19 protein-coding genes, 1 pseudogene and 1 riboswitch are annotated in these 21,707 nt (G+C 45.4%); of the genes and pseudogenes, 16 read left to right on the forward strand and 4 right to left on the reverse strand.

The genetic code is table 11. From position 1 onward, the window contains the following. From DWY57_RS14205 to DWY57_RS20940, 4 genes and pseudogenes are all read right to left on the reverse strand, one after another. Positions 1-542, reverse strand: a 542-nt coding sequence (locus DWY57_RS14205; protein WP_147392722.1) for an outer membrane beta-barrel protein, incomplete at its 3' end; no start/stop codon positions are given. Between the two features lie 42 nt (positions 543-584). Further along, positions 585-1,508, reverse strand: a complete 924-nt coding sequence (locus DWY57_RS14210; RefSeq protein WP_119961958.1) for a DUF3869 domain-containing protein — start codon at positions 1,506-1,508, stop codon at positions 585-587. Positions 1,509-1,521: 13 nt separating this feature from the next. After that, positions 1,522-2,505 (reverse strand): annotated as a pseudogene (locus tag DWY57_RS14215) (hypothetical protein); the annotation flags it as partial. Between the two features lie 455 nt (positions 2,506-2,960). After that, positions 2,961-3,164, reverse strand: coding sequence for a hypothetical protein (locus DWY57_RS20940; RefSeq protein ID WP_165853611.1), 204 nt, complete (start codon positions 3,162-3,164; stop codon positions 2,961-2,963). 205 nt (positions 3,165-3,369) lie between these two features. Between DWY57_RS20940 and DWY57_RS14220 the strand changes: the two genes are divergently transcribed. The 16 genes from DWY57_RS14220 to DWY57_RS14320 all read left to right on the forward strand — a co-directional run bounded on the left by DWY57_RS14220 (position 3,370) and on the right by DWY57_RS14320 (position 21,611). Further along, complete coding sequence (locus tag DWY57_RS14220) at positions 3,370-4,374, forward strand: site-specific integrase (protein ID WP_243634691.1); 1,005 nt, start codon at positions 3,370-3,372, stop codon at positions 4,372-4,374. A gap of 429 nt (positions 4,375-4,803) precedes the next feature. Further along, on the forward strand, positions 4,804-5,697 hold the full coding sequence (locus DWY57_RS14230; RefSeq protein ID WP_004289225.1) for a phage integrase SAM-like domain-containing protein: 894 nt from the start codon (positions 4,804-4,806) through the stop codon (positions 5,695-5,697). A gap of 46 nt (positions 5,698-5,743) precedes the next feature. Then, on the forward strand, positions 5,744-6,073 hold the full coding sequence (locus DWY57_RS21375) for a hypothetical protein (protein WP_004289226.1): 330 nt from the start codon (positions 5,744-5,746) through the stop codon (positions 6,071-6,073). Positions 6,074-6,459: 386 nt separating this feature from the next. Beyond that, a riboswitch (cobalamin riboswitch) is annotated at positions 6,460-6,652 on the forward strand. A 154-nt stretch (positions 6,653-6,806) separates the two neighbouring features. Then, positions 6,807-7,724 carry a DUF4465 domain-containing protein gene (locus DWY57_RS14240; protein WP_118431864.1) on the forward strand — a complete coding sequence of 306 codons (918 nt, stop codon included), beginning with the start codon at positions 6,807-6,809 and terminating at the stop codon, positions 7,722-7,724. 64 nt (positions 7,725-7,788) lie between these two features. Beyond that, positions 7,789-9,570, forward strand: coding sequence for a PKD-like domain-containing protein (locus DWY57_RS14245; protein WP_004293827.1), 1,782 nt, complete (start codon positions 7,789-7,791; stop codon positions 9,568-9,570). Between the two features lie 14 nt (positions 9,571-9,584). Next, positions 9,585-11,675, forward strand: a complete 2,091-nt coding sequence (locus DWY57_RS14250) for an epidermal growth-factor receptor (EGFR) L domain protein (RefSeq protein ID WP_118431866.1) — start codon at positions 9,585-9,587, stop codon at positions 11,673-11,675. A 28-nt stretch (positions 11,676-11,703) separates the two neighbouring features. Beyond that, positions 11,704-12,804 carry a YncE family protein gene (locus DWY57_RS14255; RefSeq protein ID WP_004293828.1) on the forward strand — a complete coding sequence of 367 codons (1,101 nt, stop codon included), beginning with the start codon at positions 11,704-11,706 and terminating at the stop codon, positions 12,802-12,804. An 18-nt stretch (positions 12,805-12,822) separates the two neighbouring features. Continuing rightward, the gene (locus DWY57_RS14260; protein WP_004311295.1) at positions 12,823-14,901 is read left to right on the forward strand and encodes a TonB-dependent receptor; all 2,079 of its coding nucleotides are present in this window, start codon (positions 12,823-12,825) and stop codon (positions 14,899-14,901) included. Between the two features lie 11 nt (positions 14,902-14,912). Continuing rightward, positions 14,913-16,052, forward strand: a complete 1,140-nt coding sequence (locus DWY57_RS14265; RefSeq protein WP_004289233.1) for an ABC transporter substrate-binding protein — start codon at positions 14,913-14,915, stop codon at positions 16,050-16,052. Further along, positions 16,053-17,033, forward strand: coding sequence for an iron ABC transporter permease (locus DWY57_RS14270; RefSeq protein WP_004311292.1), 981 nt, complete (start codon positions 16,053-16,055; stop codon positions 17,031-17,033). Further along, positions 17,030-17,788, forward strand: coding sequence for an ABC transporter ATP-binding protein (locus tag DWY57_RS14275; RefSeq protein WP_004289235.1), 759 nt, complete (start codon positions 17,030-17,032; stop codon positions 17,786-17,788). The genes DWY57_RS14270 and DWY57_RS14275 overlap by 4 nt, the downstream gene beginning before the upstream one ends. Next, positions 17,785-18,351, forward strand: a complete 567-nt coding sequence (locus DWY57_RS14280) for a DUF2284 domain-containing protein (RefSeq protein ID WP_004289236.1) — start codon at positions 17,785-17,787, stop codon at positions 18,349-18,351. Before DWY57_RS14275 ends, DWY57_RS14280 begins: the two co-directional genes overlap by 4 nt. A gap of 1,203 nt (positions 18,352-19,554) precedes the next feature. Beyond that, positions 19,555-19,842 (forward strand): hypothetical protein, encoded by a 288-nt coding sequence (locus tag DWY57_RS14305; protein WP_178285291.1) that lies wholly within the window; start codon positions 19,555-19,557, stop codon positions 19,840-19,842. A gap of 120 nt (positions 19,843-19,962) precedes the next feature. Then, positions 19,963-20,379: a DUF3408 domain-containing protein gene (locus tag DWY57_RS14310; protein WP_004329593.1), complete on the forward strand. Its 417-nt coding sequence runs from the start codon at positions 19,963-19,965 to the stop codon at positions 20,377-20,379. Positions 20,380-20,408: 29 nt separating this feature from the next. Then, positions 20,409-20,795 carry a DUF3408 domain-containing protein gene (locus tag DWY57_RS14315; RefSeq protein ID WP_004329592.1) on the forward strand — a complete coding sequence of 129 codons (387 nt, stop codon included), beginning with the start codon at positions 20,409-20,411 and terminating at the stop codon, positions 20,793-20,795. 27 nt (positions 20,796-20,822) lie between these two features. Beyond that, entirely contained in the window at positions 20,823-21,611 is a 789-nt protein-coding gene (locus DWY57_RS14320; protein ID WP_004329591.1) for a ParA family protein, read from the forward strand. Positions 21,612-21,707 lie beyond the last annotated feature (96 nt).

A 21,707-nucleotide genomic window follows, 5' to 3' on the forward strand; every position in this document is an offset into this window, starting at 1 on the left:
TCTACGTCAATGGCCCACTTGGTGTTGATATTGAACTTCAAGCCCAAACCGGCAGAAGCACCTACACGTGCTCTAGCCTTTTCATCTCCATCAGGAATCATTGTTCCATCGTTTTGAATCAGCACATTTGCTGACTTTGCAACAGTTACTTGAGGACCCAAGAATCCATAAACTTCAAAGAAACGGTTAGGATTAACGCCTGCGAACAATGTAGAAAGATTGATCATTGCATCAATGTTACCACCAAAGTACGTCTTATTGTGTTCCCAATATGAGTTATCCAGACACAAGTGCTGAGTAACGCCATTGAACTGGGCACGTACACCCCATGTCGGAGTAATCAACTTACCAACTGATACGCTGAAATGCGGAGCCAATTTATTGAAACCATCATTGTTGATAGCGTGGACACCACCACCTACACTCACGAAAATATTATCGCTCCATTTCGGAGTGTAGTAGTTCGTTTTTTCTTGTGCATTCAGATTTGCTGCACAAGCGCCTGCTAATAATAAGGAGGCTATTACTAATTTACTTTTCATTATTCTTTTAGTTTAAAATTAAAATAATAACTAAAACTATTATTATTCAGCAGCACCGTCACCACCACCGGCATTGTTACCATTGCCATGACCGTGACCATGACCATGACCATGTTCAGTTGAAGTAAAGACTGGATCTACAACAGTCTTAACTACCTTCTTAATCTTTACATTAGGAATAGTGTACAGTTTGCCATCCACCACTGTAGAGATTGTATTATCAGAAGTTTCGTATTCTGTAGTAGTCTTCAAAGTTACAATAGTATAAGCAGGAACTGTTACTTTCTTAGTATAAGTTACATCTGTGATACCCGGGCTATATGATTTAACCAATGCTTTCAACACCTTTTTTACTTCATCATCAGACAATCCTCTAGTTATAGGCATAGCATCAATCGATGCATTTACAGCAGCAATATTAGTAACTTCTTGTCCAACTTTTGCTGTATATGGCAGATCCATTTCTTTTTCTTTACTACTTGTATTTTCACCACCTTTTTGTTCTCCTCCAACTTCACTAGGGGTAATAGTTTCCTCATCCTGATCAACAACAACATCTTCAGCAGCATTCAGTTCTTGTTGCAAGAAAATACTTACCGGAATCAAAGCAAATTGTCCTTTATTCAAAGCAGGAACAGTAGCTTGGCCTTCTCCAGACAGATACTCGTCTTTTGTAGCTGCAAAAGTTCTTGTTGTAGCAGCAATCTTTCCATCTGAACCAGCTTCAATTACGAAAGGATTGCTAGTAATAGCAGCACCATTTTCTGTAATGCTTGCACCATTTATGATAGAACCATCTGATAAATCATATACAGTAATAGCAACAGTAGCACTTGCAGGGTCCAATTCTACAGGCGCAACATTGAATTCTTCTTTTTCGCAGCTTGTGAACATCACACTTGTCAAAGCCACTGCCGCCAATGCTAATTTAGCATTTACGCCACTTAAAAAAATTTTCTTTTTCATCTCAATTAATTAATTAAAAATTTAACAATTCTGACTTAATAAAATATGGGTTAAAACTATTTCTTTCCATTATATTATCACTTGCTTCTGCCTTATAGTCCTTATAATAATACCTTTCATTACCCGCATTATAAGCAATGCCCATGTTAGTAGAAGTATTCACACGTGGGATATGCCCCCTTCTTTTATATTTGTAAGGAGGCAATGCCACTTGAAACCGAAATCCTCCATTTGCTTTGGCATGCTCCGCCTTCATCGCATAAAAGCCTATCGAACAATAGCGGAAATGACGGATCATTTCAAACCGAACCCCCTTTTCCTTCAACAAATACTGTTCAGCCTTCAGTGTGAACAGTGTATTAAATCGTGGCCAATAGAAATTTCCACCCAAAGACCACGTCATACGCCATAATGAAGGATCATATTGGAACCTAAATCCGTCCCAACGTCCAGCTCCCGTATATCCTATTCTTGCCAACAAAGAAAAACGTTCATCTTTAAAGGGGCGAAAGAAATCTACATCAGCACCATATCGGTTACCACTAAAATAGCCTACAGAGAATTTACCAAAAACATTATAAGGCAACCTGAAACGTTGTGAAAGAGTTAGGAAACCCGGATGAACCTTTCCTTCCCGAGCTCCATATCCATCATTATAAACCGGTATCTTCACTTGTGCTGTGGCTTTCATCCCCTTCCATAACGAAATTTCTATTGCAGGGCTCAAATCAAATAGAATTTGATAAATCTGCGTAATAATCACGTTCTTGAAAGAGAATTCCGGATACACCAATATATCAATCTTGAACAAAGAACTATTTTTCAACTTTATTTTTCGTGCATTTTTCCAAGTATCACCCAATTCATAGCTTACATTCCAGTCATCACGTTCTGCTTGGAGCACCGAATCTCCCTTTATGGGATGATAATAAAGAGAAATCTGGGGTACATTATTATCCAGAACTATTATGCGGCATGACTTTTCTTCCGGTACACCTGCTAATAAATGGGCTTTCTATCTAAAACACAGACAATCCTTGGCTTCTTTCTCTTTGTTTGTCTGCTGTTGCATAGGGGATTAATGACGCCTAACGGCCATGAACAACTCTGCTAATGGTCGTCAAACGATTGCTTTATGGCCGTAAGCAGGGTTGTTCATGACTGTTAGGCGTCACTAACCCCAAGACTTTTCGGATGAAGTACGTAGCTTGCATCTATTGTGGATAGGGCGCAAATGTATTGTACAACAACTTAAAGGACATTAGACGGCATTATTCATAGCCATGAGTTAGAAATCATCCGCTTGAATGGCTCACTCTACCGGTACCTTTCATAGTCCCTGCGGAATGATGCGTCCTACCGCTCAACTCAATATCCACCGATTTCGTAGAAGAGCAAGCTCGAAAATGCAGGAAAAACGAACTGATTAATTTATGTAGCTCTTACGTAATATTATGCTAGTAAACAGGTGGTTACTGCAAAACCTCGGCGTTTCAGGCAGGTGGAAGCAAATTTTGCTTCCACCTTTTCGGCTTGCTTCCACCGCAGGGCAAATGCCGATGGATAGGGGAATGCAGAAGGTGGGTGGAAGTGTGGAAGCAAAGTGATGGAAAATAAATTTCCAGAGAAAGTTTCCGCCGCCATAGCAATAGCCACACTCTTGATAGTTTAATTGTTACTGGCTTATTATTATATTTGTTCTTTCAGTAACGCTGTGCCCTATACTGTAAATATTTGATAATTAATAAGGTAATTATAAAAAAAGACAAGAGTGATAGAACATGAAAGCAATTTGTTGGATTGATTTTTGTTACTGCTTTGTTACTACTAATAATAAACTGTATGTTTTTATTTAAAGAATATGAAAAAGCAATTGAATTTAAAAGAGCCAATAAAGGTGAGAACAAAAAAATTGGTTAATGGATGCCAATCCATATATCTGGATATTTATATGAATGGAAGGCGGCAATACGAATTCTTAAAGTTGTATATTATCCCTGAACATAATCAAGCTGATAAAAAAAGAAATGTCGAGACGCTAAATTTGGCAAATGCGATAAAGGCTCAGAAGGTTTTGGAAATATATAATCAAACTTACGGATTTAATCATAACAGATTGTCCAATATGAAGCTGACTGGCTATATGAAATTAATAGCAGAACAAAGTGTGAACAATAGAGTACGGAAAAATGCCATACATGCCGTTGTATGCCATTTGGAAAGATATACTCCGAATGGAATATTGCTAAGGAAGGTGGACAAGACTTATTTGTTGGGTTTTATAGATTACTTGAAGAAAACAAAACAAGAACATTGTAAGAAGGAAAAGACATTGCATGTTAACACCCAATTCTATTATTTGAAAACGCTGCGTTACTGCTTGAATAGGGCCGTCTCTGAAGATTATATAACTGTTAATCCAATGAATAAGATAAAGAATGAGGACAAACCAAAACGTAATAGAACAGAAAGGGATTATCTTACTATAAAGGAATTGACCAGATTGGTTCATACTCCTTTTTATAATACCTTATTAAGGAAAGCATTTTTATTCAGCTGTTTTTGTGGATTGAGGCATTGTGATATTATTGCATTGAGATGGGAAGATATACGCTATGATGAAAATGGCAATGCACTATTGAGTATTATTCAGAAGAAGACGAAAGAAGCCATATCGCTTCCACTCTGTTCGGAAGCCATAAAACATCTGCCAGACAGAGGAAATGCACCAGAAACGGAAAAGGTGTTTGCCGGATTGGTCTCACTGGGGAGAAGTAATGTAATTTTACACAAATGGGTTGAACAAGCTGGGATATCAAAGCATGTAACATTTCATACAGCGAAACATCATACAATCTCTATCTAATTGAAAATTAAACAGTTATTTCTGTTTAATTAATATCAGGTAACGATTTAGAAACGAGCGAATTACAATATTCTGTTTTCTTTTGCCTCTGTCAAAGAACGATTCTTTCAATGCAAATATACACTTTACTTGTGACAAAAGCAATCTTTTTCTACATTTAATCGACTTACAGTCAGCCTTAAAGAGGGTATCTGGTCTCATTCCATCTTCTTCCTCAAAAATAACATAGCAGTCTAAATTGGTTTATGTATGGGATAGGTCTTGTTCATTCGATCCGGTAGACTACTATACATAAAAGTATAAAGGCGAGATACGACAAGGAGATGCCATGCTTTTGTGTAAGGGGAATCTCTCTTAGCTTATCGCAGACCATGTATAGCTAAGTGTTTTGAGAATAAACAGTCTGTAAAAAACGGAAAGACACCGATTATGGGCCGTATCACCATCAATGGAACCCAAGCCGGTTTCAGTTGTAAGAAAGAAGTGTCCCTCGCTTTGTGGGACGTCAAAACCAACCGGGCCAAAGGCAAATCCGAGGAAGCCCGTACACTCAATCAGGAACTTGACAATATCAAGGCGCAAATCACCAGGCACTACCAGTACATCTGCGACCACGACAGTTTTGTTACAGCCAAGAAAGTCTATAACCGCTATGTCGGCTTCTCAGAGGAATGCCACACCCTTATGAACCTTTTCAGGGAACAGCTGGAACCGTATAAAAAGAAAATCGGCATAGAGAAAGCCGAAAGCACCTACTGCGGTCTGGTTGCCGATTACAAGAGTCTCCTGCTTTTCATGAAAAGCAAGAAGAATGCAGAGGATATTGTCATCGAAGAACTTGAGAAATCATTCATCGAGGATTACTACAACTGGATGCTCGGTACATGCGCTTTGGCAAACTCCACTGTCTTCGGGCGTGTCAATACCTTGAAGTGGCTGATGTATATCGCGCAGGAAAAAGGCTGGATACGGGTTCATCCGTTCGCATCATTCGAGTGTATGCCCGAATACAAGAGGCGTTCTTTCCTTTCCGAAGAGGAACTGCAAAGGATAATCCATATAGAACCGAGATACAAACGCCAGCGTGCCATGCGCGACATGTTCCTGTTCATGTGCTTCACCGGTCTTTCCTATGTGGACTTGAAAGCCATAACATACGATAATATCCATACCGACTCCGACGGCGGTACATGGCTGATGGGCAACCGTATAAAAACGGGAGTGGCGTATGTCGTAAAATTATTGCCCATTGCTATCGAACTGATTGAAAAATATAGGGGTACGGATGAAAAGAAAGACTCCCCGAATGTGTCTTTCCGGTAGGTGAATACAATGCCATGCGGCTCAGTCTTGGAATCATAGGCAGGAAATGCAACTCCGGGGCGAGGTCACCCCGCACATCGGACGCCACGCATTTGCCGTTCTGGCCATACTCAAGGGGATGCTGCTGGAAACTCTTCAGAAAGTGTTTGGGCATAAGTCCATCACATACGTCCTGCGCATCCATTCACTTGTCCGGCGCAGGCGGGGCAATCTTTTTCTGGAAGTCGCCCATCTGTACGACCAGCGTGCTGACCAGCTTTCTCAACTCCTAATACGCGCTTGTTTCAATAATTGTCAGTTCCATACTAAAATTCTTTTTAAGATTCTGAATATGCGACAAAGTAACGCACATCCTATATCCTTTCCAAACAGATAATATCAGAGTCTTCCGTTGGCGTGCATTGGCGTATCCAACGTTAAAAGAGAAGGTCCTTCACCTGCATCCATGCGGCAACGGAACTTCCATTCCCTTACTTGTTTTCCATAAATTTATAGGATTAATTTCTGGTGCATGATATTAATAGTCATTATTCTGTCTGCTTTTTTTGCTTGCATAATTGCAGCTAACAGTTATCTATTCCAGAACGCATTGTTATGGAAAATGGCAAGCTGTTTTGTTGGTTTATGGATATTGTGTATGATAATTACCGTCTTCGTTTGTCGTAAACTTGAATGCTCTAATTAAAACAGTACGGTTGTCATGCTTTGTGTGTTTTATTATAAATATTATGAATTATTTGGAATTGATATGTAATATAGATAATTTTGCAGTCGGGAAATGGTTTCGGGAGGTTTACGCCTTCCGAATGAAAAGGGAACCCGGTGAAAATCCGGGACAGTACCCGCTGCTGTGAGTCCACAAAAACGGACATCGAACTTTTGCCACTGGTGTAATACCGGGAAGGCACGATGACCGGGACGAGTCAGAAGACCTGCCATGACCGGAATGAGATTTACACCTGCGGGATATACGGGTCGTAATCAAATAAGGAATAGCTCATCGGCCATTCAATATTTGAAGACAGACATATTCCCGTTCGTGTAAGTCCGCACGAACGGGAATTTTTTGTGTTTGTTAATAATATGTTTTACATTAAAATGAGTGACCTATGAAAAGAAAATTACGCTTTCTGGCAGGTGCCTGTCTATTTACCGCAACCGCCTTGTTCTCTGGCTGTAGTTCGGACGATGACTTTTTGATGGACCCGGTTGATTCCGGAACTTCGCAAACCCGTGCTGTGACAAATCCGGACGGTACTTTAACTATCACTTTCGATGATTTCGATCCCGGCATGTTAGCAGGACCTACCTCGGCCGGAGAAAATCTTTATTCGTACCAAGGGTATCCTCAAGTAACCACCATTTACGACAATACTCCGGAAGAATATCTCTTCCTTTCAATGTTTAATACTGTAGGTGGAAGCACAGAGTATTCCAGCGGCGGCATCGCACTTTCCAACTGGAACATCCGCTCCAATCAGTCGGGAAATACCGGAGACTGGTGGTATTCTTATCTAAACCAATGTTCTGTCTATAACACTGCGGTGGAAGCGGAAGGACAGAATAAGGAAGCCGGGCACAGCGGTTCCAATTTCGGTGTCGTTTACGGATATGTGGATGCTTACAATCAGGCATGGATGGCTAAACCAGAATTTTATTTCAATGTTCCCCGGAAATTGGTCGGCCTGTGGATCTGCAACACCTCATACACTTATGGTGTCATTACTTATGGTAATCAGTTCGGTTCTACGGGGGTAGCGACTCCTCTGAAAGAGATGAAAGGGTATTTCCAAGTGAATCTGGAATGTTATGATGCGAATGGCGGTCTGATCCGCACTTACAAACGTCTTTTAGCCGATTATCGTAACGGCCAACAACAGGTTGATCCTATCACGACATGGAATTATTGGGAAATCAATGCCGAAGGGGTGCAAAGTGTGAAATTCAACTTCGAGGGTTCGGATTCGGGAGCATACGGTTTGAATACTCCAGCTTATATCTGTATTGATGATATCACCATACAATAAAAAGAATACAAGGATATCCCTTCTGTCGGGGGTATCCCTGTTATTTTTCTAAAATCCACACATCATGCATCGTTTTCACTATTTTATTATTTCTGCCTGTATGCTGTTCACCTCCTGCAACAAGGATGAAGTCATTACCGAGGAAGTAGGAGGACAACCTATAATAGAACTTGACAGCGAGACCGGTATTTACACGGTCAAGGTCGATCACGAATTGACTATCGCCCCGACATACCAGAATGTTGAAGATGCTCTTTTTGCTTGGACGATAGACGGTACGCTGGTTTCTTCGGGTCCGTCTCTTCAACGTACATGGAATGAATGCGGGGATTTTTATGTCAAACTAAGAGTAGACAATGCGGAAGGCTATGCCGAAGAGGAACTGAAAGTAGAAGTGAAAGAACTCACCCCTCCGGTCATCTCACTGGCACTACCTTCGCAGGGGCTAAAAGTCGTCCGGAATACCGATTACACATTTACTCCCGATATTCAGCATTCGGATGTCGAAGGGTTCAAAATCGAATGGGTACGGGAAGGAAAAATCGTTTCCACCGAGAATACTTATACTTTCAATGAAAAAGAACTCGGTGTTTATACGGTGACAATCAACGCTTCCAATATAGATGGGACAACAACGAAAGACGTAAGCGTAGAGGTCGTGGAAACGATGCCCTACGTTGTCAAATTCCCGACCCCGTCTTACCTGCAAACATCCACGGACAGGTACACTTTTGCCGACCGTCCTGTTTTCCTGCGTCCGTTGTTGGAGTATTTCGACAATCCCCGTTTTGAGTGGAGTGTGGACGGTCAGGTCATGGAAGGAGAAGTGGAACGCATGTTCAAGTTCACGCCGTCCGCACCCGGAGAATACACCGTCTCCTGTACTGTGTCGGAAGACACACCGACGGAAAAAATAAGCAGGAATATCGACAAAGGGAAAACGGCTGTCACTGCCACCGTAAAAGTCGTTTGTGTGGACAAAAAGGAACAAGACGGCTTCCGGGCTTCGGGAAGTTCCAAGCTCTGGAATAAAGTCTATGAATATACCCCAGCTCCCGGCCAATTTATCAACGAGACGAGCACGATAGGCGGTATGACCGGCAACGAAACATCCCCTGAAGCGGCTGTCGCATGGGCAACACAGCGTTTGAAAGACAAACTGCACGTCTCTTTAGGTTCTTTCGGGGGTTATATCATCGTCGGCTTCGACCACAGTATTCCCAATTCGGGTAACCAATATGATTTCTGTGTTCAGGGGAACGCCTTTGACGGCAGTTCCGAACCGGGTATCGTATGGGTCATGCAAGATATAAACGGAAACGGATTGCCGGATGACGAGTGGTACGAACTGAAAGGATCTGAAGCAGGCAAGGAAGAAACAATACAGAATTTTGAAGTGACCTATTACCGTCCGGAAGGCAAAAAAATGGATGTCCAATGGATCAGTTCCGACGGTAGAAACGGCTGGGTAGACTATCTGTCCGCTTATCATACACAAGACTATTATTATCCGGCTTGGATTTCGGAAAACAGTTATACCCTGACAGGCACTTGTCTGGCCGCCCGCAACACCCAAGATTCTCAAACCGGTTATTGGGATAATCAGAGTTATGACTGGGGGTACGTGGATAATTTCGGAAACGACCAGATAGAAGGCGGCAGTACGGTGGATGGAAGCGGACAAAGGAACGGTTTCAAAATTTCCAATGCCATCCATGCCGATGGAACGGAAGCCAATCTGCAATATATTGACTTTATCAAAATACAATGCGGTGTTCTGGCCAAAAGCGGCTGGCTGGGCGAAGTTTCTACGGAGGTATTTTCTTTTGAGGATCTAACCAAATAATAAAAATTACAAGTATGAAAATTTATTTTCTTCCCATGCTCCTATCCTTGTTCTTTTTGGGAGCGTGTGACAAAAACGATGAAATTATACCTGAAGATGCAGATGAAAATTTCATCACATCGGTCGTGATGACCGTGGACGGGAAATCGTACACGGCCGACATTACGGACAATACAGTAACAATAACCGTTCCCTATACGGTATCGCTGAACAACGCCGAAGTGGAATTCAAGTACACAACTTCTGCAACAATCATACCTGATCCTGAAACGGTAACGGACTGGGATAACGAACGAACCTTCCGGGTGACATCCTATAACGGAGATGCCCGCGAATATACCTATAAGGTCGTGAAAAGCGAGATAGAATCTGACGGAGATGTGGAGTTGAAGACCACCGAGGAGGTAGCTTCTTTTGCCGCAACCAAAACAACCGTTGTCAAAGGGAACCTGATTATCGGCTCTGATGCGGAAGAGGCAGAAAAAATCACTGACATATCTGCATTGGCATCTTTGAAAGAGGTTACTGGCAACATTGTCATTCGTAACAGTTACAACGGTGCAGACTTGACAGGGTTGGATAATATCGTTTCTGCCGGAGGTTTACAGGTAGGTTCGACCGATGTCGCCTCGAAAGCTACGGAACTTCACATGATTTCCATGAAAGCATTGGAAACGCTCTCCGGAGACATATCGGTATATAACGACCAAGTGACGTATGTCCTATTCGAGAAACTGGCAACTATTGAAGGAAGCGTGATGTTCAATGCGTCGTCGTTACAGAGTTTTGAGTTTCCGGTTCTGACTACTGTAGGTCAGGATCTGAATCTTCAAGGACTCAATGAAGAGAACACAGCAGCCGGTTCGATTGCGTCTTTGGAAATACCGGAACTGACAAGTGTCGGAGGGGTCTTGTCCGTAAACAATCTTGCCAAGCTGACTTCCATGAGCTTCCTTAAGCTGAAAGAGACCGGTGGCCTTGATTTCCATACCGTCCCCGTGATGTTGGAAACCATCAACCTTCCGGAAATCGAAACAGTAAACGGAAGTATTATTATGGAAGCCAATATGGAAGCTCCTCCTACCGGTAGTTTTGTTCCCCAACGAAATGACGTGCTTCAGGCTTTCGGTGGAATGGACAAACTGACAACGATAAAGGGACAGATAAAGATAAAGAATTTCACGGCACTCAAACAACTTCCCGACTGGAGCAAGATCACCACACTTGGAAGCATCACGCTGGATTATCTTGAAGATGTGAGCGGAACACTGCTGTTGCCGAACGCCCGATTTGAAACCTTCGGAGAAACAGCGCCCCAGATTGAAATTATAAACAAGGTGCAGCTCTCCAAAATTGAAACAGCCGAAGATTTGTCAAATGTAAATTTTGTCATCACCAGTCTCACGAATAATAAGTTCCCTGAAATCACGTTCAAGAATATCAAAGACTTCACTTGTAAGCCAACCACCAACAATACCGATTATACCATATCGACAATTCAACATGTATATGGAAATCTAAATGTGACAGGCCAAATGCGAAGCAATGCCAAATTTCCTGACTTGGAAATCATAGATGGATATGGATATATCCAAATACCCATGTTTGCTTCAATCACAATGCCAGTCTTGAAAGAAGTGGGAGGACAGTTCTATTTATCTGGAAATTTTACCAGTTGTAACTTGCCCTTACTATCCAAAGTTTGTTGTTCAGCTTCTCCTGTATATTATAGAGAGGGAGAGGGTTCGTTAGCAATATCTTTACAAAGTAAATCGCTGGATATTCCGGAATTGCTTCACGTAGGAGGTGAAGGGTTGTTCGTTAATAAAGCAACAGGCATTACTTGTGATAAATTACAGACTATAGATGGTACGCTACAGATAAAAAGTGCGACTTCTCTTTCTCAGGAAACACTTTCCATGGAGAAGTTGGAGACCTTGCATGGGGTTGTTTTTGACGGTTTGACGAAATTTACCGACTACACTTTCTTCGGCAAGTTTATAGAAAACGGAATGATTACGGGGGAAAGTTGGAGCGTGACGAAATGTGGGTATAACCCAACCTTCCAAAATATGAAGGACAAACAATATACGCAGCAGGATTAAACCTTATACCTTAACCAGAGTACCCGTAATGATTCGGGTACTCTTTTTTATCCGAATGACAATGAGCAGAACAATACAACGGATTTGCCTTTTTCTTTTCTGCCTGCCAGTTTTCGGCAGTTGCATGAAATGGGATTACGGAGAGATGGAAGATTTCTCTGTATCGGCCTCTGGTCTTTTCATTACCAACGAGGGGAATTTCCAGTACAGCAATGCCACGCTTTCCTACTACGATCCCGCCACGTGCGAAGTGGAGAATGAAGTGTTTTACCGTGCCAACGGGTTCAAGTTGGGCGATGTGGCCCAGTCTATGGTTATCCGGGACGGTATAGGCTGGATCGTGGTGAACAACTCGCATGTGATTTTCGCCATCGACATCAATACTTTCAAGGAAGTGGGCCGTATCACAGGTTTCACCTCACCCCGGTATATCCATTTTCTGTCGGATGAGAAAGCCTATGTGACGCAGATATGGGACTACCGTATCTTCATCATCAACCCCAAGACATACGAGATTACCGGCTATATCGAATGTCCAGACATGGACATGGAATCGGGTTCCACCGAACAAATGGTACAATACGGCAAGTACGTCTATGTGAACTGCTGGTCGTACCAGAACCGCATCCTGAAAATCGACACGGAGACGGACAAGGTCGTGGACGAACTGACCATCGGCATACAACCTACTTCGCTGGTCATGGACAAATACAACAAGATGTGGACCATCACGGATGGCGGTTACGAGGGCAGCCCATACGGTTACGAGGCACCGTCTCTCTATCGTATAGACGCCGAGACTTTCACCGTAGAGAAACAGTTCAAGTTTAAGCTGGGCGACTGGCCTTCGGAAGTCCAGCTCAACGGTACACGGGATACACTTTACTGGATCAACAACGATATTTGGCGAATGCCGGTGGAAGCCGACCGTGTTCCCGTCCGGCCTTTTCTGGAGTTTCGGGACACCAAATACTACGGCCTTACGGTCAATCCCAACAACGGGGAGGTATATGTGGCCGACGCTATTGATTACCAGCAACAAGGTATCGTGTATCGCTATTCGCCGCAAGGCAAGCTGATCGATGAATTTTACGTGGGAATCATTCCGGGAGCTTTCTGCTGGAAATAACGAGGAAGGAGGACAAAAATGAAAAGACATCTTATTCTATTGTTCGTGGGGGTAAGCCTGCCCTTTCTGCTTGCCGCCCAGCAGAAAAATTCCGTCAGCATTACCAAAAGGGTACTACGTATTCCGGAGGTTACGGTGGTGGGCAAACGACCTATGAAGGATATAGGCGTGCAACGAACCCGTTTCGATTCCATCGCCATGAAAGAGAACATCGCCTTGTCTATGGCCGATGTGCTGACATTCAACTCATCCGTTTTTGTCAAGAACTACGGACGCGCCACGTTATCCACCGTGGCTTTCCGGGGTACCTCTCCCTCGCATACCCAAGTGACGTGGAATGGTATGCGCATTAACAACCCGATGCTGGGTATGACGGATTTTTCCACCATCCCTTCTTACTTTATCGATGATGCCTCGCTGCTGCACGGAACGTCATCGGTAAACGAAACGGGCGGAGGCTTGGGTGGTCTGGTCAGGCTCTCCACTTCTCCGGCCAACCATGAAGGGTTCGGGTTGCAGTACGTGCAGGGAGTGGGGTCGTTCAGCACGTTCGACGAGTTTCTCCGCCTGACCTACGGTGACAAACACTGGCAGTCCTCCACCCGTGTGGTGTATTCCTCTTCCCCCAACGACTACAAATACCGAAACCGGGACAAGAAGGAAAACATCTATGACGAGGACAAGAACATCATCGGTTCCTATTACCCGACGGAACGCAACCGCAGCGGGGCTTATAAGGATCTGCACGTCTTGCAGGAAATTTATTATAACACGGGCGAAGGCGACAAGTTCGGGCTAAACGCCTGGTATATCAATTCTAACCGGGAACTGGCGATGCTCAGCACGGATTACGGGAACGACATGGACTTCGAGAACCGCCAAAGGGAGCAGACGTTTCGCGGCGTCCTCTCGTGGGATCGCGTGCGGGAGAAATGGAAGGTCGGTGTAAAAGGCGGCTATATACACACATGGATGGCCTATGATTACAAGCGGGACAAGGGAAACGGCGAAATGGCTTCGATGACCCGCTCACGCAGTAAGATTAACACGTTCTACGGAAGTGCGGACGGGGATTATGCTCCTTCAGAGAAATGGCTGTTCACGGCCGGTGTTTCCGTACACCAGCATTTGGTGGAAAGCGCGGACAAAAATATCATCTCGCAGGAAGGTAACAAGGCTGTTGTCGGGTATGACAAGGGACGTGTCGAGTTTTCCGGTTCCGTTTCTGCGAAATGGCGGCCTGTCGATCGTTTTGCCGCCTCGCTTGTCCTTCGCGAGGATATGTTCGGTACGGAATGGGCCCCGGTTATCCCGGCTTTCTTCATCGACGGGGTACTGTCGAAAAAAGGCAATATCGTGGCGAAAGCATCCATCTCCCGGAACTACCGTTTTCCCACGCTGAACGACCTCTATTTTCTGCCGGGCGGTAATCCCGACCTGAAAAGCGAGCACGGCTTCACATACGACGTGGGGTTGTCGTTCTCGGTGGGGAAAGAAAATGTATATGCTTTGAGCGGTGGTATCAACTGGTTCGATTCGCACATCGACGACTGGATCATCTGGCTACCCACAACCAAGGGATTCTTCTCCCCCAGAAACCTCAAAAAGGTACATGCTTACGGGGCAGAGACCAACGCCCACCTTGATATAATGCTCGGAAAGGACTGGAAACTGGATATGAACGGAACTTTCTCGTGGACTCCCTCGATCAACGAGAGCGAACCGATGAGTCCGGCAGACCAATCCGTCGGCAAACAGTTGCCATACGTGCCGGAGTTTTCCGCAACGGTGACCGGACGTCTGTCATGGCGGACATGGAGCCTGCTTTACAAATGGTGTTATTACAGCCAGCGTTATACCATGTCGAGTAATGACTATACCCTGACGGGCTATCTGCCCCCTTACTTCATGAATAACGTGACACTGGAAAAACAGCTCTCTTTCCGATGGGCCGATCTGTCGCTAAAGGGCAGCATCAACAACCTGTTCGATGAAGAATACCTTTCCGTATTGTCCCGTCCCATGCCGGGCATCAATTTCGAGATATTCATCGGCATAACACCCAAGTTCGGAAAAAACAAAAATAGTAAACGATAATCTGCATCAATATGAACGCATTAAAGAATTTAAGCCTGATTTTGTTGCTTTCTCTGGCATTTACAGGCTGCCACAACAAAAGCTCAAAAATCAATGATTTCAACCTGCTGCTTTATGCTCCCGAATATGCCTCCGGCTTCGACATCAAAGGGGCGGGCGGGAAGGAAAGTGTACTGATAACCGTCAGGAATCCCTGGCAGGGAGCGGACAGTGTAACCACATGGCTGTTTATCGTCCGCAACGGTGAAGAGGTTCCCGAAGGGTTTGCAGGACAGGTACTCAAAGGAGACGCCAAACGCATCGTGGCGATGTCTTCCACTCATATCGCCATGCTTGACGCAATCGGTGAAGTCCGGTGTATAACCGGCGTTTCGGGAATCGACTACATTTCCAACCCAGACATCCAAGCCCGCCGCGACAGTATTGGCGATGTCGGCTATGAAGGGAACATCAACTACGAGTTGCTGCTCTCGCTCGATCCCGACCTCGTTCTGCTCTATGGGGTGAACGGCGCAAGCGCAATGGAAAGCAAACTCGAAGAACTCGACATACCGTTCATGTATGTCGGCGATTATCTTGAAGAGTCGCCTCTCGGCAAGGCCGAATGGATGGTAGTGCTTTCAGAAGTCACAGGAAAACGTGAGAAGGGTGAAAAAGCCTTTGCCGCAATCCCGGTCAGATACAACGCCTTGAAAAAGAAAGTGGCCGACAGTACCCTCGGCACTCCTTCGGTTATGCTTAATGTTCCCTATGGCGACTCGTGGTTCATGCCTTCAACCCAAAGTTATGTAGCCCGCTTGATTACTGATGCGGGAGGCCGCTATATCTACCAGAAGAACACGGGAAACGCTTCTATCCCCATTGACTTAGAAGAAGCATATCTGCTCGCGTCGGATGCGGACATGTGGCTGAACGTGGGAATGGCGAACTCCCTTGACGACTTGAAGGCATCATGTCCGAAATTCACCGATACCCGATGTTTCAAAAATGGAGAGGTGTATAACAACAACGCCCGTACCAACACAGCCGGGGGTAACGACTATTACGAGTCTGCCGTCGTGAATCCTGACATCGTGCTCCGCGACCTCGTGAAGATATTCCATCCTGAACTGGTGCAGGAAGAGTGTGTGTATTACAAGCAACTGAAATAGATGCGTTCCCGTTCGACTATATTATTCTCCATATTGATTACGCTCACGGTCGGTCTTTTTTTACTGGACTTGGCCGTGGGAGCTGTCAACATTCCGATCCGCGATGTATGGGCAGCACTGACCGGGGGAAATTGTTCCCGTGCCACGGAAAAAATCGTACTCAACATACGCCTCATAAAAGCTATAGTGGCACTGTTGGCCGGGGCTGCCTTATCGGTCAGCGGTCTTCAGATGCAGACCCTCTTCCGTAATCCTCTTGCCGGTCCCTATGTCCTTGGCATCAGTTCCGGTGCAAGTCTCGGTGTGGCACTTGTGGTACTTGCCGGGATCGGTTCATCAATAGGCATTGCCGGAGCAGCGTGGGTGGGTGCGGCTGTCGTGTTGCTCGTGATAACTGCCGTCGGACAGCGAATAAAAGACATCATGGTAATCCTGATTCTGGGCATGATGTTCTCATCGGGCGTAGGTGCTGTCGTGCAGATATTGCAGTACCTCAGCAAAGAGGAATCGCTGAAAGCCTTTGTCATTTGGACGATGGGGGCTTTGGGTGACGTCACCTCCGGACAACTTCTGATTCTTGTTCCATCGGTGTTTGCCGGACTGCTGTTGGCGGTACTGACCATCAAACCGCTTAACCTCCTGCTGTTCGGAGAGGAATATGCCGTAACAATGGGACTGAATATTCGGCGTTCACGCAGCCTGTTGTTTCTCTCGACAACGCTGCTCGCCGGAACGATAACCGCTTTTTGCGGTCCGATAGGTTTCATAGGTCTCGCTATGCCTCATGTCACAAGAATGCTTTTCCAAAATAGCGATCATCATGTCCTTCTGCCCGGAACAATTCTTTCGGGAGCATCGATATTGCTTCTTTGCGACATCATTTCTAAAATATTCACCTTGCCGATCAACGCCATTACAGCTCTATTGGGAATCCCAATCGTCGTATGGGTGGTTTTACGCAACAAATCCATCACCGCATGATAGAATTACAGCATTTTTCCATAGGTTACAAAGAAAACTCGTTGCTCCACGAGGTAAATGCCACGATAAAAAAAGGTCAACTGACAGCCCTTATCGGAAGAAACGGGACAGGAAAATCGACGTTGCTCCGCGCCATAGCCGGTCTGAACCGGTGTTATTCCGGAAAAATCATTCTCGACGGGCACGACATCGCCTGCATGAAAACCGAAGATATGGCAAAAACGCTGGCTGTCGTCACGACCGAGCGCACGCGCATCGCCAACCTGCGGTGCAAGGATGTCGTAGCCATAGGCCGTGCTCCTTATACCAACTGGATAGGTAGGATGCAAGAAACAGATAAGGAGATAGTCATGCAATCGCTCATTTCGGTGGGAATGGAGGCTTATGCAAACCGCACGATGGATAAAATGTCGGATGGCGAATGCCAGCGTGTGATGATTGCTCGTGCATTGGCACAGGATACTCCTATCATTCTCCTTGATGAACCGACTTCCTTTCTTGACATGCCTAATCGCTACGAACTTGTGGCGTTGCTTCGTAGGCTTGTCCACGACGAGAAAAAATGTATCATGTTCTCGACACATGAACTTGACATCGCGTTGTCCATGTGCGATTCGATAGCATTGTTAGATACCCCGAATTTAAGTTGCTTGACCGCGTCTGAAATGCAGAAAAGCGGATACATTGACAGACTTTTCCAAAATGAAAACATCCGTTTCGACTCCTTATGCGGTACAATGATTTTGAAACAATGAGTATATACACTGTAGAAAATTTTACTTCAGACATCACTGTTGAAGGATATATCGCCGAATTCCGTGACGAACCACATTTTCTTGAACTTTGCAAACAATGTACCAATTACGGTAAAAGTTGGGGGTGTCCTCCATTTGATTTTGATACGGAATCGTTTCTCCGACAATACAAGTATGCACATCTTATGGCAACGAAGATAATCCCTGAAGACAAAGATATTCCGATTGAATATACACAAAAACTCATTTTACCGGAACGGATACGAATCGAGAGCGAATTATTGGATATGGAACGGAAATATGGAGGGCGTTCATTTGCCTATATAGGTAAATGTCTTCACTGCTCAGATAACGAGTGTACGCGTAACTGCGGCACACCATGCCGACACCCGGAAAAAGTGCGTCCGTCACTCGAAGCCTTCGGATTTGACATAGCCAAAACGCTTTCTGAACTTTTTAACATCGAACTTCTTTGGGGAAAGGATGGCAAATTACCTGAATATCTTGTTCTCGTAAGCGGATTTTTTCATAATGAATACGAACTTTGCAACATAGCATACTAATGATTCGGACATGAAATAAACAGACAAACTAACCACATTCGGTTCAATCTGTTTTGTGATTTCAAATGAATTATAGTTAGATATGTAAAAAGCGACGCTGGAGCTTGAAATAAGTAACGGTTTATCGGTGTATTCTCCGTTAAACCGTCCTGTTTTCGTTAAACGAAAACACAACTTGCTGTCCCCTAATGGGGACAACATTCTCCAATAGGAATTGTGTATCAGCCCATTGTACGGCTATTCTCCTGTGATTTTCGGGTCATTTCCATCAGGCATTTGCCGGCTGCTCTCCCCATAAAAAGGTGGCTGTCTCTCCTGAATCATGTGACTTACGCCCATAATTCAGGAATAAGGGAGACGTATGTACTGGAAATCTGCCCTTTCCATACCCTATTCTCCATTAATGGATTGTTATTTTTACACTTCTGCAAATGGAGAATGGCAGGTAGCCGTATACACCTTATTGTTTTTCTTCATTGTCTCCATTAATGGATTGTTACTTTTACACATCTACAAAAGGAGAATGGGCTGTGAACCGTATATGCCTTATGGCTTTCCTTCATTGTCTCCATTAACGGATTGCTACTTATACACATCTGCAAATGAAGAATGGGCATGTAACCGTGTATGTCTTATGGTTTCTTTTCCTTGTCTCCATTGATGGATTGCTACTTCTACACATCTGCAAATGAAGAATGAGCATGTAACCGTGTATGCCTTATGGTTTTCCTTCATTGTCTCCTTTGACGGATTGTTACTTCTACACTTCTGCAAATGGAGAATGACAGGTAGCCGTGTATGCCTTATGGTTTTCCCTCATTGTCTCCTTTGATGGATTGCTACTTTTACACTTCTACAAATGGAGAATGGGCAGTGAACCGTATATGCCTTATGGCTTTCCTTCACTGTCTCCTTTGATGGATTGCTACTTTTACACTTCTACAAATGGAGAATGGGCAGTGAATCGTATATGCCTTATGGCTTTCCTTCACTGTCTCCTTTGACGGATTGTTACTTTTACACTTCTACAAATGGAGAATGGGCAGTGAACCGTATATGCTTTATGGCTTTCCTTCACTGTCTCCTTTGACGGATTGTTACTTCTACACTTCTGCAAATGGAGAATGGGCATGTAACCGTGTATGCCTTATGGTTTTCCTTCATTGTCTCCATTAATGGATTGTCACTTCTACACTTCTGCAAATGGAGAACGTGCATGTAGCCGTGTACGCCTTATGTTTTTTCTTCCTTGTCTCCATTAACGGATTGATATTTTTACACTTCCACAGACCGATAATTCAAGAATCCGTATCAGGACGGATGCATGCTCCCACACCTGCCCATAAGGATTTGAAAGGGGCGGTGGACAAGGAACGGAATCCCGCCGCTTTTCCACGCCGCTACGGACAGCAGGATTCTGACGTCACTCCTGCATGGGAAGAACCATCCGGATGGAACCATATGTTCGTCCCCCCGTCATGTGTATCATGACAATCCCCGACTTTGGATGACTATAAGTGACAGGTGGTTCCGTCCTGTCCTCTTCTTTTTTTATTTTGTATTCCGAAACAATGCCAGTTGTGTAATTTAATAATTTAAGATTTTAAGACAATGGATTCAGAAAAGGAAAAGAACCGGCTTTCCGATATCGTTCTCGAGAGGGTCGGACTCACGGGAAACCTTCTGTCAGCTCCCGTTTCCCCATCCCCGGAACCGGCGGTGGATATGCCGGGTCATGAAAGGCAGGTCCGTGCAGGGAAAGTGACAGCCCCGGAAGAATACAAGAGGAGGTTTCTGGTTCCCGCTCCCAAGTCTGTGGAGTGGAAGACCGCGTATATTGACGGGAGGCTGCACCGCCGGATCGCCATGCTGGTCAGGGCCGCCGGTTGCGGCAGCATCTCCGGGTTTATCATCCGGCTGCTGGAGCTCCATATGGAGGAACATAGGGAGGATATCGCCGCCCTGCTCGGTGAGGTCTACCGTCCCTGGGATGAGGACGGGCAGCCGGGAGAACCGGCCCGCCGATAAAATGTTGTCATTGTCCAAGAAGATATATCATGACAGGAAAGAACGTAAAAGACCGGATGGGTCCCGGCGGGATGGACGCGGACCGCATCCGTGAGATCATGGGGGAAGCACCTGCCTGTCCCCGGAAGGGACGTGGAACGTCCGGTAACGACATAATGCGTCCCGCAAGGAAAAGCGGCCCCATGCAGCCGTCCGTCTATGGGGAGGAATACCTGCATGGCATTGCGGGCGTGCAGCGCCGGTCACTGCATATTCCTGCCGCCCTGCACCGGAAACTGTCCATCCTGGCGGGAGCCTCGAGAAATGGAACGGTCACGCTGGAGGGGTTCATCAACCACCTTGTATCGCGGCATCTGGAAGAATACAGGGAAACGGTGGAGATGATTCTGGAAGAGTCCCTGCCCGACCGGTCATAATAGTGTTTAACATTTAATGCAAGAAGTATGATGAAAAAAGAAAAAGAGTTGTTGGTTGCCGTCGCCAGCCAGAAGGGTGGCGTGGGAAAATCCGTCTTTACGGTACTGCTGGCCAGTGTGCTGCATTACCGCAAAGGCCTGCGTGTGGCGGTTGTGGACTGTGACTACCCGCAGCACAGCATCGCCCTGATGCGTGAGAGGGACATGGAGAGTGTCATGAAAAATGACGACCTGAAGGTGAGCCTTTACCGGCAGCACGAGAGAATCCGGAAGCCTGCCTATCCGGTCATCAAAAGCGATCCGGAAAAGGCGGTGGAGGACCTGCATCGTTATATGGACGAAAAGGGGGAAACTTTCGATATCGTGCTTTTCGACCTTCCCGGAACGCTCCGCAGCGAGGGGGTGGTCTATACTGTTGCCGCGATGGACTACATTTTCGTCCCGCTCAAGGCGGACAACATCGTCATGCAGAGTTCCCTGCAGTTTACCAAGGCTCTGGAAGAGGAGCTGGTCGCCAGGAAGAACTGCAACCTGAAAGGGACCTGGCTGTTCTGGAACATGGTGGACAGGAGGGGGCGGAAGGACCTGTATGACGCCTGGAACCGGGTCATCGACAAGATGGGGCTGCGGCTGCTGTCCTCACACATTCCGAACACCCTCCGCTACAACAGGGAGGCGGACCCTGTCTGCAAGGGTGTCTTCCGTTCCACGCTGTTTCCACCCGATCCCCATCAGGAGAAAGGCTCCGGCCTTCCTGAACTGGTGGAGGAGATATGCCGTACCATCGGCCTGGAGGAACCCGATACCGACCGGTAGCGGATGTCAGGGTATAGACACCTTAAATAAGGACTTTTAGCCTAAGATAAAGTAAGCTAATGGCGTGATAATAAGGATCTTATAATTACGACATCT

Source organism: Bacteroides sp. AF25-5LB, from assembly GCF_003602965.1.
Classification (GTDB): domain Bacteria; phylum Bacteroidota; class Bacteroidia; order Bacteroidales; family Bacteroidaceae; genus Bacteroides; species Bacteroides uniformis.

Bases quoted from the DNA above. Each gene is read 5' to 3' on its own strand.
- DWY57_RS14265 (WP_004289233.1), top strand. From the start codon at position 14,913: ATGAACGCATTAAAGAATTTAAGCCTGATTTTGTTGCTTTCTCTGGCA.
- DWY57_RS14250 (WP_118431866.1), top strand. From the start codon at position 9,585: ATGAAAATTTATTTTCTTCCCATGCTCCTATCCTTGTTCTTTTTGGGA.
- DWY57_RS14320 (WP_004329591.1), top strand. From the start codon at position 20,823: ATGATGAAAAAAGAAAAAGAGTTGTTGGTTGCCGTCGCCAGCCAGAAG.
- DWY57_RS14280 (WP_004289236.1), top strand. From the start codon at position 17,785: ATGAGTATATACACTGTAGAAAATTTTACTTCAGACATCACTGTTGAA.
- DWY57_RS14305 (WP_178285291.1), top strand. From the start codon at position 19,555: ATGGAGAACGTGCATGTAGCCGTGTACGCCTTATGTTTTTTCTTCCTT.
- DWY57_RS14210 (WP_119961958.1), bottom strand. From the start codon at position 1,508: ATGAAAAAGAAAATTTTTTTAAGTGGCGTAAATGCTAAATTAGCATTG.
- DWY57_RS14240 (WP_118431864.1), top strand. From the start codon at position 6,807: ATGAAAAGAAAATTACGCTTTCTGGCAGGTGCCTGTCTATTTACCGCA.
- DWY57_RS14310 (WP_004329593.1), top strand. From the start codon at position 19,963: ATGGATTCAGAAAAGGAAAAGAACCGGCTTTCCGATATCGTTCTCGAG.
- DWY57_RS14260 (WP_004311295.1), top strand. From the start codon at position 12,823: ATGAAAAGACATCTTATTCTATTGTTCGTGGGGGTAAGCCTGCCCTTT.
- DWY57_RS14230 (WP_004289225.1), top strand. From the start codon at position 4,804: ATGGGCCGTATCACCATCAATGGAACCCAAGCCGGTTTCAGTTGTAAG.
- DWY57_RS14315 (WP_004329592.1), top strand. From the start codon at position 20,409: ATGACAGGAAAGAACGTAAAAGACCGGATGGGTCCCGGCGGGATGGAC.
- DWY57_RS14245 (WP_004293827.1), top strand. From the start codon at position 7,789: ATGCATCGTTTTCACTATTTTATTATTTCTGCCTGTATGCTGTTCACC.
- DWY57_RS14255 (WP_004293828.1), top strand. From the start codon at position 11,704: ATGATTCGGGTACTCTTTTTTATCCGAATGACAATGAGCAGAACAATA.
- DWY57_RS14270 (WP_004311292.1), top strand. From the start codon at position 16,053: ATGCGTTCCCGTTCGACTATATTATTCTCCATATTGATTACGCTCACG.
- DWY57_RS14220 (WP_243634691.1), top strand. From the start codon at position 3,370: ATGAAAAAGCAATTGAATTTAAAAGAGCCAATAAAGGTGAGAACAAAA.
- DWY57_RS14275 (WP_004289235.1), top strand. From the start codon at position 17,030: ATGATAGAATTACAGCATTTTTCCATAGGTTACAAAGAAAACTCGTTG.
- DWY57_RS21375 (WP_004289226.1), top strand. From the start codon at position 5,744: ATGCAACTCCGGGGCGAGGTCACCCCGCACATCGGACGCCACGCATTT.